This is a genomic window from Thiocapsa sp. UBA6158, assembly GCF_002423035.1.
In the GTDB taxonomy this organism is placed as follows: Bacteria; Pseudomonadota; Gammaproteobacteria; order Chromatiales; family Chromatiaceae; genus Thiocapsa.
The window spans coordinates 1-14150 of the sequence record NZ_DIUM01000056.1 but is presented as its reverse complement, the minus strand read 5'-3'; the positions used below and the strand labels follow the sequence as shown (position 1 = coordinate 14150).

Below are 14150 nucleotides of genomic sequence, written 5' to 3'. Positions count from 1 at the left end.
GCATCAGTTTCGGTCACACCCGTTGCGCGTTCGGGCCGCGGCCGCTTCCCTCTCGAGCCGGGCGCGGACCTCGTCACTCCAAGCGCCCGGGCTGCGTTGATTCAGCGGCTTGCTGCGCTCGTCCTTGAGAACCTCTTCGCCGATGCGGCTCAGGGCCCCAACCAGCTCCGCAGCCATGCCCTCGGACGGGATGTCCCGCAGAAAGGGGTCGACGCTGAGCTGCTGGAGGTACGCGAAGTGCTCTTGCCCGCGCCAACGCTCCACCAATGCCGCTTTATTGATAGTTGGGTGTGCGGCAATTGTTTCAAGAAGTTGCACCAAAATCGCGGCACCGGGGCTCGGCGAGCGCCGCCAGTCGTCCGGGAGCTGCGCCGCCTCGACAGCAAGCTCGGGATGATCGAGCAAGAGCGCGATGGCTTGCGCCATCCGAGTCGGCCGGGTTGGACGGGCGGTTTGCACTCGCCCTCGCCGCGCCGCAGGCTTGGGTTTCTGCGGCATTCCAGCCAGGGTGCTCAATCGGCCGGTCAACAGATCGCGGTAGATTCCAGGGGGCACTGCTTGGATCAGCGGCTGAGCCAAAGCGGCTAGACGCGCACGCCCGTCGATGCTGGCCATGTCGACCTGACCGCAGAGCTGCTCGAACAGGAACTCGGACAGCGGCTGCGCCTCGGCCATGCGCGCCCGGAATGCCTCGGCGCCCTCGGCACGAATCAGGGTGTCCGGATCCTCCCCGTCGGGCAGAAACAAAAAGCGGATCGACTGGCGGCCGGTTGCCGACGGCAGCGCGTTCTCCAATGCCTTCCAGGCCGCGGCGCGCCCGGCGCGATCGCCGTCGAAGCAGAAGACGACCTCGGGGGTCGTGCGCGAAAGCAGCTGGAGGTGCTCGGCGGTTGTCGCCGTGCCGAGGGCCGCGACGACGTTCGTCACCCCGAACTGCGACAAGGCGATGACATCCATGTAACCCTCGACGACGAGTACGGAGTCGAGCTTGCGATTGGCCTTTTGCGCCTCGAACAATCCGTAAAGCTCGCGGCCTTTGTGGAAGATCGGGGTCTCGGGCGAGTTGAGGTATTTCGGCTTGCCCTCGCCGAGCAGCCGCCCCCCGAATCCGATCACGCGCCCGCGTCGATCTCGAATCGGGAACATGATCCGGTCGCGGAAGCGGTCGCGTCGCCGCCCCTCCTCGTCGTAGATCAGCCCGCAGGTCAGCAGGCGCTCGCGCTCGGAAGGGCTCACACCGAGGCGCGACAGGAGCAGGCGCCCCTCGGGCGGCGCGAAACCAAGCCCGTAATGCGCCGCCACCTCGCCGGTAAGACCGCGCTCCTTCAGATAATCGACGGCACACCGGGCGTCCGGATGGACCCGCAACTGCTCACGATAGAGCGCGGCGGCCTGCTCGTGAAGCGCGTACAGAGGCCCGTGATCGGGGCCGGCAGGGCCTGTTTCGGTCGCGCCGGGCACCTCCAATCCCGCACGGCGGGCCAGTTCATCGATGGCCTCGCGGAAGTCGAGACGGTCGTATTCCATGAGGAAGCCGATCGCCGTGCCGTGCGCGCCGCAGCCGAAGCAGTGATAGAACTGCTTATCCGGGCTGACGGTGAAGGAAGGGGTCTTCTCGTCGTGGAAGGGACAGCGAGCTTGGTAGTCTTTGCCGGCCTTGCGCAACTGAATCCGCGTGCCGACGATGTCGACGATGTCGGTTCGCGTCAGAAGCTCGTCGATGAACTCGGGAGGAATGCGACCGGCCATGTGCCTCGGCAAACCGTTGAGTGTACGACGCCGGAGCTAACCTCCGAGGCGCTGTTTGACGCGCGCGCTCACGCTGCCCATATCGCCCCGACCTTGAATCTGCGGCTTCAACAGACCCATGACCTTGCCCATGTCGCTCATCGCGCTCGCCTGCGTGGACGCCATTGCCGCGTCGATCAGGGCCGTAAGCTCGTCGTCGGTGAGGGCGCGCGGGAGATACGACTGGATGACGTCGACCTCGAAGCGCTCGATCTCGGCGAGATCTTCGCGACCGGCGCCGCTGTATTGACTAATCGAGTCGCGACGCTGCTTCACCATCTTGTCGAGGACGGCCAGCACCTGCGTATCGTCGAGCTCGATGCGCTCGTCGACCTCGCGCTGTTTGATGGCCGCGAGCATCAGCCGGATCACCCCGAGACTGGTCTTGTCGCCCGCCTTCATGGCGGTCTTCATATCACTTTGGATTTGAAGTTTGAGCATGGTGAGGCGTTGAAACCACAGCGGAACGAAAAAAGTGACTAGCGACTTGGTCGCAATACAAGCAGCGGTCCCGCCGAATGCGGGACCGACATCGACTATCCGACCTCAGTACGGACGCTCCCAGCGACGCGACTCGCGCTGCAGCTTCTTCTGATGCCGCTTTACCGCAGCCGCCTTCTTGCGCTTGCGCTCGGACGTCGGCTTTTCGTAAAACTCGCGACGACGGACCTCGGCGAGCACACCCGCCTTCTCGCAGGACCGCTTGAAACGCCGCATTGCGACTTCGAAAGGCTCGTTCTCTTTGACACGCACGCTGGGCATGGATAATCCCTAAGGTTGGCTCCGGACAAGGGCGGATGGTCGAAGTTAAGCGTCAGGATTTTAGCGGAATCCATCCGGTGATTGCAAAGATTTCCGCAGGGTGCTCGAAATCAGTGGAGCGGGGGGTGGAAAGGATCGGGCGATCCATCTATACTTCGCGGCTCGGCGCCGATGTAGCTCAGTCGGTAGAGCAACGCATTCGTAATGCGTAGGTCCGCGGTTCGAATCCGCGCATCGGCTCCAAAACTCTACGACAACAGCAAAAGCCGGCACAATGCCGGCTTTTGCTGTTTCTGGAATGGCAAAGCGTCGATGTTCGAGATGCCGAGCCGGCATGCCGCACCCGACACATTCACCACGCGCCGAGGCTGGCCTCGGGTTCCGGGGTGTGGCACGCTTGGCCTTGAATATGGTGCCGACCGGCATGGCTCGGGATCCTAAACCGCGTCAGCGAGATGCTCACTTTCACAAGTGAGTTCGGCGTTGGGTGCATCCACGGCCCTTGGCGTGAACGTGGTTTAGAATGATTTATTTTTAAGGTCTTAAACCGCGCCGTCTCCAGCGGTGGTTAAAACTGCCGGGGCCGATCCCGTTCAAAAACGTCGCATACCGCACTGGGCGCGGTTTCAATGAGTGTCGCCCGAGGTGTCCCTGTTCTCTTCCCGAGGGGTTTGCCGTGAACCTGCGTTCAGTCACTTTGATTCTTTCTCTGACCACCCTCGGCGTGCTTCAGGTCGGTTGCGCCGGTAGTCCGAGAACCGGCTCGCTCGACCCTCAACCCGGAGCATTCGCGGTCGGGGACCGTCCGCAGATGGCTTTTCCCGGCGCAACTCGCTCCGAGCTGAAGGCGTTGGCCATGGGTTCGGCGAAGAGTCGGGCTTGGATCATTGCCGAGACGACGGACGATCGTGTCGTCGCACGTCGTCCGCTCGATCCGGGCTCGCCTCTCGCACGCGAACTTGGCCAGGCAGCGGCTACAGCCGCGCCCGGCAGTCTCGTCGAGGTCACTTCGTACTTTCTCGATGACCACGGCAGTGTCAAGGTTGCCTTGGACGCGGCGCTGGTCTCGACGTCACCGGACGGCCAACCGTCGCGCACCGATATCACCGAGGCCTTTCGCCCGTCGTTGGACGAATCTCTTCGCTCGCTCCACTCCACCTGGTCACGTGATCGCGGCCGGGTTGCGCGGGCAGCGCCGCCCTCGGGAGGCGCACGTGCGGACAACGAGCGTGATTCGGTCAACCCGGGCAGCGCAGGTGACGCGGCGCTCGCCGACACCGGCGTGGGCGCGCCGACTGCCTGGGGCGACGAGACCACGGCAGCCGCAACTGAGGCTGCGGCGATGTCCGGTCAAGCGCCCGCCGCGGAGACTCCCGCCTGGACGTCTCCGCCGGCACCGACAGCTGTCGCTGTTGCAGCCGCAACGCCAACCCCCGAGCCGCGCAGGCGATCAGGCAGCCCTGCCCCCATCGTCGACACCAGACCGGCCCTCGCGCGGACCCAGCCCGGCCCCGCCACGCAACCCATGTCGCTCCCCGAGCCGCTCCCGCAGCCCGCCGTCGAGACAATTCCGGTCAGCGAGAACATGATGGCGCTAGCGCCGTCGTCCGAGGGCGTCAGCTGGTCCTACTATGCGGAGCAATATGCGCGGCTCCGGGGCTGCAATGTCGAGCCGAGCGGGTCGATCCTCATCGACTCGCGCAGCGACGGGGAGATCCACAAGGTGCCCTGTGCGGGCGCCGACAGTGTCCTGGTGCAATGTCAAAACGGCGAGTGCCGCGGTCTTCTGTAGCCGGCGCGATGCGAATCGCTCGTCCGCAGGTTGCCGACTGACGGCGTCACCATGGACGGGCCCCGATCATCGCCCGGACCGAGCAGATACGGCGCCCGAAGGCGAAACCCGCGTTGCGCGACACTGCGATCGATTCCAGCACTGATGGCTCGCATCGTCCCGCTCACCGCGCTCGGGATCCTCGCAATCGAGCTCGCCGCGGCAGCGCCTGCACCCGGCGCCCTCTTGTACGGCGCAACCCCGGAGCAGGCCAGAGACTTCGCGATCGCGTCGGCATACAGGCGCGGGTGGAGCGTCCCCGTGGTCGGCGAGACGACGGTCGAGATCGAGCAGATCCTCGAGGAGAGCGACCCCGACGCCCCCCTCGCCCCGCGGCGACTGATCCGCATCTCGGCCGTCTTCGTCGCGGAAGACTCCGGGACACGCGTCCTGTTGCGTGCGCGCGAGGTCCAGACATCGGCGACCGGCGAGGAGTGGTCGACGGATGTGACCGAACGCTATGCCGAGAATCTCGGAAACGCTCTGAGCTCGCTCAGGAGCAAGTGGGACGAACACCGCGACACCGGCCAGCCGAGAACTCGGGAGTCCGCCCGAGGACCGACCACAGGCGACGAATCGACCGACAGGGCTGCGGAGACAGGCGCCGGACCGGTCGGCACCTGGGCCTACTATGCGGAGCGCTACGCCGAGAGCCGCGGTTGCGTACTGACGGACGCGGAAACCCTTCTCGAAGCCTCGGGACCCAATTGGGAGTGGCATCGAGTCAAGTGCCGAAACGGTCGTTCGTTGCGGGTGCATTGCCACCTGGGCGACTGCACCACCCGACGATGACGATGGACCTCGCATTCCTGCGCTTGCCGGAGCGAATCGAACCGGACGGGCTCCAAGCCACACGCCGTCCGCCGCGACCCCGGTCGCCGACCTTCAGCTCGACGGCGGAGGATCGTCTTCGTTGGACGAGCGACTGTCCCTTCCCGCCAAGAAAAGCGCCGCGACGCCGAGCGCGATCAGCAGCAGAAGGGAGATTGCGATGAGGCTGCCCGCGAGATCCATCGTCGGTGTCTTTCCTCCGGAGTCGGAGCGCCCCTCTCGGCAGGGGTTCGCGCCGCGATTGCCGACCGAGGCCGAGTGATGCGCCCGAAAGTGCGATGAAATTCTTCGCCGTTCAAAAGGTCGTCGGCCTGCTCTTGACGCTGTTCAGCTTCACGATGCTTCCGCCCGTCGTGGTCGGGTTGATCTACCACGACGGGGAGATTTGGCCGTTCCTGGCCGCCTTTCTGCTGATCCTCGGCGTCGGCTTGATCACCTTTCTCCCCGTCATGCGGCTCCGACAAGAGCTGCGTATCCGGGACGGATTCCTTGTCGTGGTGCTGTTTTGGACCGGTCTCGGCTTAGCCGGTTCATTGCCTTTCGTGCTGGCCGAGGTTCCCCGACTCTCGGTGACCGACGCGATCTTCGAGTCCATGTCGGGCCTGACCACGACCGGCGCGACCGTCATCGTCGGGCTCGACGACATGCCCAAAGCCATCCTCTTCTACCGTCAACAACTTCAATGGTTGGGCGGCATGGGCATCATCGTGCTCGCGGTGGCGGTGTTGCCGATGCTCGGAATCGGCGGCATGCAGCTGTTTCGTGCCGAGATGCCCGGCCCGGTGAAGGACGCCAAGCTCACGCCCAGGATTACCGAGACCGCCAAGGCACTCTGGTACATCTACGTCGCCATGACCGTCGCCTGCACGCTCGCCTATTGGGGTGCCGGCATGACCTTCTTCGATGCTATCGGTCACGCCTTCTCCACCGTGGCCATCGGCGGCTTCTCGACCCACGACGCCAGTATAGGCTACTTCAACAGCGCACTGATCGAGATGATCGCCGTGCTCTTCATGCTCATGGCGGCCATGAGCTTTGCTCTGCATTTCGTCGCCTTTCATCGACTCGATCTCGGTGTCTATCGGCGCGACAGCGAGCTGCGTTTTTTTCTGTTCATCATGGCGACCGTGACCGCAATCACGACACTCGCCCTCTTCTACACCGACACCTATATCACCTGGGACGACGCCTTCACCCATGGCATGTTCCAGGCGGTCTCGATCGGGACGACGGCCGGCTTTACCACCGCGGAGTTCTTTTACTGGCCGCCGTTCATCGAGATCCTGCTGCTGTTTGCGAGCTTCGTCGGTGGCTGTGCCGGCTCGACCGCCGGCGGCATCAAGGTCATCCGCTTTCTCCTGCTCATCAAGCAGGGGATCCGCGAGATCGAGCGCCTCATCCACCCCAGCGCCCAGATCCCCGTGCGCGTCGGCGGCAAGAGCGTCAACCACCGGGTCGTCGATGCCGTCTGGGGATTCTTCTCGCTCTACGTCGCGAGCTTCGTCATCATGTACCTGCTGCTCGCCGTAACCGGCCTGGATCTGCTCACGTCCTTCTCCGCGGTCGCGGCCTGCATCAACAACCTCGGGCCCGGTCTGGCCCAGGTCGGCCCGCATTACGCGGACCTGCACGACCCGGCGAAGTGGATCCTCTGCGTCGCCATGTTGCTGGGACGTCTGGAGATTTTTACGCTTCTGGTCCTCTTGACGCCCGCCTTCTGGCAGCGCTGAGCAAACGCGACAGGACCTGTGAGCGGATTGGCGGTCACGCCGAGCACGACTCACCTCAGGCACAGACTGTCCGGTACACACCGACACGGCGGAACGACACTATGAGCATCGTCGATAACCTCGAAGCCATGCTGAAGCGCGGCCAGGATTCGGCCCTGTTGCGATACAGCCTGGGTGCCGAATATCTCAAGTCGGACGAGACCGAGCGGGCACTCGGCCATCTCGGCGAGGCCGTGCGACTCGACCCCGGCTATTCAGCCGCCTGGAAGCTCTACGGCAGAGCGCTCTCGACGCTCGGGCGCCACGCCGAGGCCATCGCTGCGCTCGATCGCGGCATCGAGGTCGCCGAGGCCAAAGGCGACATCCAGGCCGCAAAGGAGATGAGGGTCTTTCGAAAACGCGCCGAGCGCGCGCTCGCGGACGCCGACTGAATGGCGTGCGTCAAGGTGCTTGCCTGCCCCGGGTGCCCGAATATAATAAGGTCCATAAGCACTCATCGATATACTTCGGAGAAGCACGATGCCCACCTATGATTACCGCTGCGAGGCCAACGACCGCGTCCTCGAGGTCAACCACCGAATGAGCGAGAGTCTCACGAGCTGGGGCGAGTTGTGCGCCCGCACGGGCACCGCACTCGGCGACACCCCGGCCGATGCGCCCGTGCATCGTCTGGCGACCGGCGGGAACGTCATCTCGAGCAGGAGTCTCGGCAGCGGCAACGCCCCCGCCTGCTCGACCGGTGCCTGCTGCCCTGGCGGGATGTGCGGTCTCAATTAAAAGGTGATTTCGCTGTAAGGGCGACTTCGGCCGCCCTTACCTGCCTGAAGTCTCCATAGACTTCAAGCGCGTCCGCCGCGACCTGCGCAGACTCGCAAACGCCGAGTCGACTCGAAAGGCGCGAAGAGCCTTCGGGACACGGCTCAACCGAGCACCACATCGACCTCGATCAGCTCCGCGTCGCGATAAACCCGCAGGACGACCTTGTCTCCGACCCGATAGGCATCGAGCAGCTCGATCAGCCGCTCGACCGAGTCGACATCCTGCCCGTCCACCGCGACGATCAGATCGGCGGCAACCAAAGCCCCATCCTTGCTTATGATTGCCGCGCGCAGTCCGGCCCGTGCAGCGGGAGATCCCTCCTGAACCTGCAGGACCACCACCCCCGGGACGCCGACGCTCTCGGCGAGACGCCGGCTCAGATCCCCGTCCGTGATGACCCCGAGCGCAGGCCGCACATAGCGACCGTAGGCGATGAGGCGCGGCACGACGCGATTGATGGTATCGACCGGCACCGCAAAACCGATCCCCGCAAAATTTCCCGACGGGCTGAAGATCGCCGTATTCATACCGATGACACGCCCGGCGCTGTCGATCAGGGGGCCACCCGAGTTTCCGGGATTGATCGCCGCGTCCGTCTGGATCAGATGCTCGATCTTGCGCCCCTCATCCGACGGAATCGTCCGATCGAGCGCCGAGATCACCCCGCCGGTCAGTGAATAGTCCAGTCCGAAGGGATTACCGATCGCGAAGACCTTCTGTCCGACCTTCAGGTCGTGACTCGAGCCGATCGCCACCGGCAGAGGCCCGCCGGCGCCGCTGTCGATGCGCAACACCGCGATGTCGTGCTCGGGGCTGACGCCGACCAACGCAGCCTCGTAAACGCGCTGATTGGACAGCCTGACATAGGCCGCCTGCACGTCGGCAACCACATGATAATTCGTCACGACATGACCATGTCGGTCCCACATGAACCCGGAGCCCGTGCCGCGAGGAACCTCCAGGAGATTGCGCGACAACAGATCCATGACGCGCCCGGAGGTGGTGATATAGACGACCGACGGACTGATCGACTCGAAAATCGCGATGGTTGTCTGCTCGTCGGCGGCCAACTCACCTCGCGCCGTGATCGCGCGCGGCTCGGCTTGGTGGCGAATGAAGAGATTCTCGATCCATGGCCGGCTCGCCAATGCGATCAGGAAGAAGATGACGAACCAAAAGAGGAAGCGACTGAGGGCGAAGGCGTGCATGGATGCGCCGTGGTGTTGGAGACGTCTGGATTGTACCAGTTGCCCGAATGCGGCCGCGCTGCACGCGCGCCTCAAACGAGTGCTTCGTCCTGCTCTTCGGGCGGAATCGGCCATGCCGCGAGAATGGCTTGGACCAGGGTCGCGAGCGGGATCGCAAAAAACACACCCCAGAAACCCCAGATCCCGCCGAACACCAGAATAGCCACGATGATCGCGACCGGATGCAGATTCACCACCTCGGAGAACAGCAGCGGCACCAGGACATTGCCGTCGAGAGCCTGGATGATGAGGTAGGCCACCGCAAGCCAGATGAAGGTCGGAGTCCAGCCCCATTGGAACCAGGCCACCAACAACACAGGCACCGTGACCACGGCGGCCCCGATGTAGGGAATGATGACCGAGAAACCGACCAGCAACGACAAGAGCATCGCATATTTGAGCCCGAAGCCGAGGAAGGTGGCGTAGGTGACCAGCCAGACGATCAGGATCTCCCAAGCCTTGCCCCTGACGTAATTGGAGATTTGGCGATCGACGTCCTTCCAGATGTCGTTCACGATCGTACGGTGGGTCGGCAGGAAACGGTGAAACCATCTCACGATCAGCTCCTTGTCCTTCATGAAGAAGAACACGAGCAGCGGCATGAGGATGAGATAGACGAGGATGGTGATGACCCCGACGACGCTGGCGAGCGACCAGGAGAGGACGCGCTGACCGAACATCACGGTCTCGGCTCTAATCGCCCCGATCAACTCCGCGACCTGGGCCTCGGTCACCAGATCCGGGTAGTGCTCCGGCAGATCCAGAAACGCCGTGGTCGAGGCCGAGATCATCGACGGCAACTGCTGCACCAGCTCGGTGACCTGACGCGACACCGAGGGCACGACGCCCACCAGCACCAAGGCAACGAACACCAAAAAGGCGACATACACCACCAAGACGCTGGCCGTGCGCGGCAACCCTCGACGCTCGAGCGGCCCGACCAAGCCCTCGAGCAGATAGGCGATGACGATGCTGGCCAACACAGGCATGAGCATGCGCCCCATGGTAATGACCACGGCAAACAGGATCAGCAGCAGGATGGCCAGGAGAATGATCTGGGGATCGGAGAAATAGCGCCGAAACCAGTTCGCGACGATTTTCATGTGGACTGAATCAACCTTCCGAGGGGTGTTTGGCTCGGTAGTCGCGGTAGTGACGGACGAACAGCGCCTCGAGATCGTCGATGACCTCGTTTGCCGGACGTCCCTGCAGGACGTGCGCGGACATGAGCGCCGAGGTTTCGTTGAGCATCGGTCCGCGATCGAGCATCTCGTAGGTCTTCGACAGACGCTTGATCGCGGCGACCACGCTTTCGGTGGTCGGACGCGGCACGGGAATAGGTTCGCGTGGCCCGCGATGCGGTTCCGGCGTCGCGGCCCCGCGCTGCACGAGAAACTCGGCGAATGCGAGCATCGTTTCACGCTCCGCGGGAGCGAGCGCACGGAACAACCGCACGAGACGCCGCTCCGGCTCGGGTCCTTGAATTCGACTCATCACGGGGAGCGGCTCAGTGGATATTCGAGGGTCCGGGACAGCCGCAGCGGATCTGCGGCCTCGCAGTCGCTAGAGGTAGGTTGGTGACGGGGTCCATTGCGTTTCGGCGTCAGTCGTCGTGCTCGCGGCAGTAGGCCCGCGCAAACTCCAGCAACTCTTCCATGACGCGCAGTCGAAACTTCTGTTTCTGATGGACGAATGAGAAGGGGCGATCCAGCGGCGGATCCAGGTTGAGGGCAACCAGCGTGCCCAGCTTAAGCTCTTTCTGAATCGTCGCACCGGACACCACCGACACCCCCATCCCGGCCTCCACGGCACCTTTGACGGCCTCAGGGCTGCCGAGCTCCATCGACACCTTGAGCACGGAATGACAATCCTGTTGCAGGCTCAGATAATCATTGATCACCTCGCGCGTTCCCGAACCCTCTTCACGGCAGATGAAGGGGTACTCCAGGAGGCGCTCGAAGGTGACCATCTCGGCACCGGCAAGCGGATGACCCGGCGGGACAATCGCGAAGAGGTGATCGCGCTTGCAAGCCTCCACGACCAGGTTCTTGTTCCCGACCGGCGCCTCGACGACGCCCAGATCAATGGTGTTGTTCTCCACCATCGAGACGATCCCGTCGCTGTTGGAGACCTTGAGGTGGATGATCACATCCGGATAGCGCTCCTTGAAGTCACCGAGAAGGGTCGGGAGCATGTACTCGGCGATGGTCGTGCTCGCCCCGATCGCGAGTGCCCCGCTGATCTCGCCGGTGATCTCGCGAACCGCATTTTCCATCTCGGCGTAGAGCTCGAAGATGCGATCCGCCGAGCCGAATACCGTTTTCCCGGCATCGGTGAGGCTGATCCGATTGTGCGTGCGGTCGAATAGGCGCGTGTTGAAGTGCTCCTCCAACTGACGCACCTGAAAGGTGACGGCGGGCTGCGTCATATGCAGCACTTCGGCAGCTTTCGTGAAGCTCAGCAGCCGAGCAACCGTATGGAAAACCTGGAGTCTGCGATCTGCCATCCGAAAACCACGTCAAGATAGACGACAGCGAAATAAGCGCGATTTATATCACAATCACAGGATGCGGGGGTAGCTCTGCGGGATCGGCGGACGCCGATCGAACAGAGGCCGGAAACGCAGGCATGCAGGGTGATTGCGGTCACGAAATTTTCCCGCAACAACTTCTGGATAAATGTGGCATCTTCACCTAAAGTGCGGCGCAGAAAAACAACGAACACCGACACGACGAGGAGCCTCCTGCATGAACCAACAGATCGCTCGCGCGATTGCGACCGCCATCGCTGCCGGGGCCTTCGTCGCTGCCGGTGAATCGCTCGCCGCGGGCTTTTCACTCCCGGAGGTTTCGACGGCCGGCATCGGACTGGCGAACGCCTTGGTCGCAAATCCCGAAGAGACCGGCGCCTTCGCCTACAACCCGGCCGCCATGGGATTTCATGATACGTCGAGCGTCGTTCTAGGCGCGCTCCTGATCAACCCCAACTTCAGCGTTCGGACCGCCTCGGGGCAACACGACAGCCAGGGGGCGGAGTGGACAGCGGCGCCGATGATCCAGGCTGCACTGCGGATCAACGAGGATTGGCGCATCGGACTTGGGATTACGGCCCCTTTCGGGCTCGAGACCCGCTGGGAGGACGGAACCTTCCCCGCCCTGAGCGGCACCGTGCGCAGAGCGGTTCCGCCGCCGCTGGATCCGAACGTGCCGCGCGGGCAACCCACCGCGAGCAAGCTCGAGATCCTCGACTTCTCCCCGACCGCAGCCTATCGCGTCAACGAGAATCTGAGCCTGTCCGGCGGCCTGGATATCTACTGGGTGAAGAACGCCCAGCTCGACTCGACCGCAGGACGACTCAGCGGCGACGGAGCCGATCTCGGCTTCAACCTGAGCGCTCTCTATCGTTACGAGGCATGGAGCTTCGGCGCCGCCTTTCGCTCCGGCGTAACCGTCGGCCTCGAAGGGGATTACGAGCCCTTGAGTCGAACCCTGGTCGCGATCGGCCGGCTTCCGCCCGGACAGAACGCCGAGGTGGATGTCGACCTGCCCTGGCGTCTGCAGCTCGGCGCACGCTATGCCGTCACCGAAGCCTTGGCCGTCGAGATCGACTGGACGCGCACGGGCTGGAGCGCCTTCAGCACGCTCGAGGTCAAAGGCACGCGCACGGAGGAGACCATCTTTACCGATACGAACGACTGGAACGACAGCAACGCGTACCGACTTGGCGTTACCTATCAAGTCCTGCCGAACACCCAGCTTCGCTTCGGCTACTCCTACGACGAGACCGGGCAGGAGGACGCCTATTTCAGCGCACGCGTCCCTGACAGCGACCGCCACCTCTTCGGCATCGGTGTCGCACATCTGCTCGGCGACGGCCTCTCTATCGAAGCGGGATACATGTACGTCAAGGCGAATGATCGAACGATCCGCAGCGACACGCCCTACCGCGTAGGAGACATCAACGGGACCGATGCGATCGACGGCGATTACGAGATGGACGCGCACCTCATCGGACTCGGGATCGTCAAGGCCTTCTAAGCCGCTAAACCGCGTCTGCAGCGGCATGCGCAGTTGTTGGCTTGGATCGGCTACGGCTGAAACGACGCGCACCGGATCTGACAACGAAGAACGCCGCCCCGAGGGCGGCGTTTTTCGTTGCGAACCCGGTGCGACGCAATGACGTCCCGGACATGCGCAAGGCGAGACCTGCGCGCAAGGCGCAGCCCACTTTAGATATAAAGACAGATGTCGCTTTGTCCCGCAAACTCGAAAAAGGCCGCCGCACCCGCGTATTCCACGCCGTCGATGAACTCGGCCTGGTTCATGTCGAACAGGTCGACCGTCATCTGACAGGCGATCAGCTTCACCTCGGCCTCTTGGCAGAGATCGCGCAGCTCTTCCACACTGGCGACACCCTTGTCCTTCATCTTCTTCTTCATCATCGAGGTCATCATGCCCTGCATACCGGGCAAGGTCAGACCCAGGACCGGAAACCACTTGTCCATGCCCATCGGCATGGGCATTCCGGGGTTGCCGAGCGGGGTCACCTCGAGTGCGAGCTTCTTCTTCAGGAGCTGGAGCCCGTAGAAGGTGAAGAAGATCTGGGTCTCGTATCCGAGTGCGGATGCGGTCGAGGCCAGGATAAAGGGTGGGTAGGCCCAATCCAGAGAGCCTTTAGTGGCGATAATGGCGAGTTTCTTTTCTTCCATCGTGTCCTCCTCGCTGGTCGATCGGCTCGCGGGTCGATCGGCTCACGGGTTGATTTGTTTGAGCGAGACGGCTTGTGCCGTCAGCCCTTCTTGATCAGGAAGTGGAATTTGCCGCCGTCTTCCTTCGATTCCATCAGCTCGTTGCCGGTCTGCTTGGCGAAGGCATCGAAATCCTTGACTGAACCCGGATCGGTGGCGACAACGTGCAGCACCTGGCCGGAATCCATCGCGTTCAGCGTCTTCTTCGCGCGTAAAATCGGGAGCGGGCAATTCAGGCCGCTGGCGTCGAGTTCTTGGTCAAAATCTGCCATGGAGTACCTCCGGTCGGGTGCTGTTTTAGAATATCAGTAGACACAAGAATTCGGTTTTATAGGCGAAACAGGCCAAAAAGGCAAGGCGCCGAGGCCGCACGGGTGCGACCGAAACTGATGCGC

The 14150-nt window shown here is 63.1% G+C and carries 16 protein-coding genes and 1 tRNA gene; 7 read left to right on the top strand and 10 right to left on the bottom strand.

What is annotated here, in order from left to right:
- Positions 1-3: 3 nt before the first annotated feature.
- From dnaG to rpsU, 3 genes are all read right to left on the bottom strand, one after another.
- Positions 4-1749, bottom strand: a complete 1746-nt coding sequence (gene dnaG / locus B4N44_RS08265) for a DNA primase (protein WP_296699222.1) — start codon at positions 1747-1749, stop codon at positions 4-6.
- Positions 1750-1785: 36 nt separating this feature from the next.
- Complete coding sequence (locus tag B4N44_RS08260) at positions 1786-2229, bottom strand: GatB/YqeY domain-containing protein (protein ID WP_296699220.1); 444 nt, start codon at positions 2227-2229, stop codon at positions 1786-1788.
- 105 nt (positions 2230-2334) lie between these two features.
- Complete coding sequence (gene rpsU / locus B4N44_RS08255; RefSeq protein WP_007041206.1) at positions 2335-2550, bottom strand: 30S ribosomal protein S21; 216 nt, start codon at positions 2548-2550, stop codon at positions 2335-2337.
- Between the two features lie 167 nt (positions 2551-2717).
- On the opposite strand from rpsU, the gene B4N44_RS08250 reads away from it, so the two are divergent.
- From B4N44_RS08250 to B4N44_RS08240, 3 genes are all read left to right on the top strand, one after another.
- A tRNA-Thr gene (locus B4N44_RS08250) sits at positions 2718-2793 on the top strand.
- A gap of 568 nt (positions 2794-3361) precedes the next feature.
- Positions 3362-4342: a hypothetical protein gene (locus B4N44_RS08245; protein WP_296699217.1), complete on the top strand. Its 981-nt coding sequence runs from the start codon at positions 3362-3364 to the stop codon at positions 4340-4342.
- Between the two features lie 144 nt (positions 4343-4486).
- Entirely contained in the window at positions 4487-5173 is a 687-nt protein-coding gene (locus tag B4N44_RS08240) for a hypothetical protein (protein ID WP_296699214.1), read from the top strand.
- Between the two features lie 93 nt (positions 5174-5266).
- Here the strand turns inward: B4N44_RS08240 and B4N44_RS08235 are convergent, their stop codons facing one another.
- Positions 5267-5395 (bottom strand): hypothetical protein, encoded by a 129-nt coding sequence (locus B4N44_RS08235; protein ID WP_296699212.1) that lies wholly within the window; start codon positions 5393-5395, stop codon positions 5267-5269.
- Positions 5396-5490: 95 nt separating this feature from the next.
- Here B4N44_RS08235 and B4N44_RS08230 point away from each other — a divergent pair, with 95 nt between their 5' ends.
- The 3 genes from B4N44_RS08230 (at position 5491) to B4N44_RS08220 (ending at position 7719) form a co-directional block, all read left to right on the top strand.
- On the top strand, positions 5491-6942 hold the full coding sequence (locus tag B4N44_RS08230) for a TrkH family potassium uptake protein (RefSeq protein ID WP_296699208.1): 1452 nt from the start codon (positions 5491-5493) through the stop codon (positions 6940-6942).
- 101 nt (positions 6943-7043) lie between these two features.
- On the top strand, positions 7044-7373 hold the full coding sequence (locus tag B4N44_RS08225) for a tetratricopeptide repeat protein (protein WP_296699205.1): 330 nt from the start codon (positions 7044-7046) through the stop codon (positions 7371-7373).
- 88 nt (positions 7374-7461) lie between these two features.
- Positions 7462-7719, top strand: a complete 258-nt coding sequence (locus tag B4N44_RS08220; RefSeq protein ID WP_093034980.1) for a regulator — start codon at positions 7462-7464, stop codon at positions 7717-7719.
- Between the two features lie 143 nt (positions 7720-7862).
- Here B4N44_RS08220 and B4N44_RS08215 read toward each other — a convergent pair whose 3' ends face one another.
- The 4 genes from B4N44_RS08215 to B4N44_RS08200 all read right to left on the bottom strand — a co-directional run bounded on the left by B4N44_RS08215 (position 7863) and on the right by B4N44_RS08200 (position 11514).
- Positions 7863-8969 (bottom strand): S1C family serine protease, encoded by a 1107-nt coding sequence (locus B4N44_RS08215; RefSeq protein WP_296699201.1) that lies wholly within the window; start codon positions 8967-8969, stop codon positions 7863-7865.
- A gap of 71 nt (positions 8970-9040) precedes the next feature.
- On the bottom strand, positions 9041-10111 hold the full coding sequence (locus B4N44_RS08210) for an AI-2E family transporter (protein ID WP_296699198.1): 1071 nt from the start codon (positions 10109-10111) through the stop codon (positions 9041-9043).
- Positions 10112-10121: 10 nt separating this feature from the next.
- Positions 10122-10421: a hypothetical protein gene (locus B4N44_RS08205; protein ID WP_349681077.1), complete on the bottom strand. Its 300-nt coding sequence runs from the start codon at positions 10419-10421 to the stop codon at positions 10122-10124.
- Positions 10422-10611: 190 nt separating this feature from the next.
- Complete coding sequence (locus B4N44_RS08200; RefSeq protein WP_296699152.1) at positions 10612-11514, bottom strand: LysR family transcriptional regulator; 903 nt, start codon at positions 11512-11514, stop codon at positions 10612-10614.
- Between the two features lie 241 nt (positions 11515-11755).
- On the opposite strand from B4N44_RS08200, the gene B4N44_RS08195 reads away from it, so the two are divergent.
- Positions 11756-13045 (top strand): OmpP1/FadL family transporter, encoded by a 1290-nt coding sequence (locus B4N44_RS08195; protein ID WP_296699148.1) that lies wholly within the window; start codon positions 11756-11758, stop codon positions 13043-13045.
- A gap of 191 nt (positions 13046-13236) precedes the next feature.
- On the opposite strand, the gene dsrE2 is transcribed toward B4N44_RS08195, so the two are convergent.
- Positions 13237-13716, bottom strand: a complete 480-nt coding sequence (gene dsrE2, locus B4N44_RS08190; protein WP_093034998.1) for a sulfur carrier protein DsrE2 — start codon at positions 13714-13716, stop codon at positions 13237-13239.
- A gap of 80 nt (positions 13717-13796) precedes the next feature.
- Positions 13797-14027, bottom strand: coding sequence for a sulfurtransferase TusA family protein (locus tag B4N44_RS08185; RefSeq protein ID WP_120799473.1), 231 nt, complete (start codon positions 14025-14027; stop codon positions 13797-13799).
- Between the last annotated feature and the right edge of the window lie 123 nt (positions 14028-14150).

Excerpts from the sequence above, each read along its gene's own strand:
- dnaG (WP_296699222.1), bottom strand. The coding sequence starts at position 1,749 with ATGGCCGGTCGCATTCCTCCCGAGTTCATCGACGAGCTTCTGACGCGA.
- B4N44_RS08260 (WP_296699220.1), bottom strand. The coding sequence starts at position 2,229 with ATGCTCAAACTTCAAATCCAAAGTGATATGAAGACCGCCATGAAGGCG.
- rpsU (WP_007041206.1), bottom strand. The coding sequence starts at position 2,550 with ATGCCCAGCGTGCGTGTCAAAGAGAACGAGCCTTTCGAAGTCGCAATG.
- B4N44_RS08245 (WP_296699217.1), top strand. The coding sequence starts at position 3,362 with ATGGCTTTTCCCGGCGCAACTCGCTCCGAGCTGAAGGCGTTGGCCATG.
- B4N44_RS08240 (WP_296699214.1), top strand. The coding sequence starts at position 4,487 with ATGGCTCGCATCGTCCCGCTCACCGCGCTCGGGATCCTCGCAATCGAG.
- B4N44_RS08235 (WP_296699212.1), bottom strand. The coding sequence starts at position 5,395 with ATGGATCTCGCGGGCAGCCTCATCGCAATCTCCCTTCTGCTGCTGATC.
- B4N44_RS08230 (WP_296699208.1), top strand. The coding sequence starts at position 5,491 with ATGAAATTCTTCGCCGTTCAAAAGGTCGTCGGCCTGCTCTTGACGCTG.
- B4N44_RS08225 (WP_296699205.1), top strand. The coding sequence starts at position 7,044 with ATGAGCATCGTCGATAACCTCGAAGCCATGCTGAAGCGCGGCCAGGAT.
- B4N44_RS08220 (WP_093034980.1), top strand. The coding sequence starts at position 7,462 with ATGCCCACCTATGATTACCGCTGCGAGGCCAACGACCGCGTCCTCGAG.
- B4N44_RS08215 (WP_296699201.1), bottom strand. The coding sequence starts at position 8,969 with ATGCACGCCTTCGCCCTCAGTCGCTTCCTCTTTTGGTTCGTCATCTTC.
- B4N44_RS08210 (WP_296699198.1), bottom strand. The coding sequence starts at position 10,111 with ATGAAAATCGTCGCGAACTGGTTTCGGCGCTATTTCTCCGATCCCCAG.
- B4N44_RS08205 (WP_349681077.1), bottom strand. The coding sequence starts at position 10,421 with ATGCTCGCATTCGCCGAGTTTCTCGTGCAGCGCGGGGCCGCGACGCCG.
- B4N44_RS08200 (WP_296699152.1), bottom strand. The coding sequence starts at position 11,514 with ATGGCAGATCGCAGACTCCAGGTTTTCCATACGGTTGCTCGGCTGCTG.
- B4N44_RS08195 (WP_296699148.1), top strand. The coding sequence starts at position 11,756 with ATGAACCAACAGATCGCTCGCGCGATTGCGACCGCCATCGCTGCCGGG.
- dsrE2 (WP_093034998.1), bottom strand. The coding sequence starts at position 13,716 with ATGGAAGAAAAGAAACTCGCCATTATCGCCACTAAAGGCTCTCTGGAT.
- B4N44_RS08185 (WP_120799473.1), bottom strand. The coding sequence starts at position 14,027 with ATGGCAGATTTTGACCAAGAACTCGACGCCAGCGGCCTGAATTGCCCG.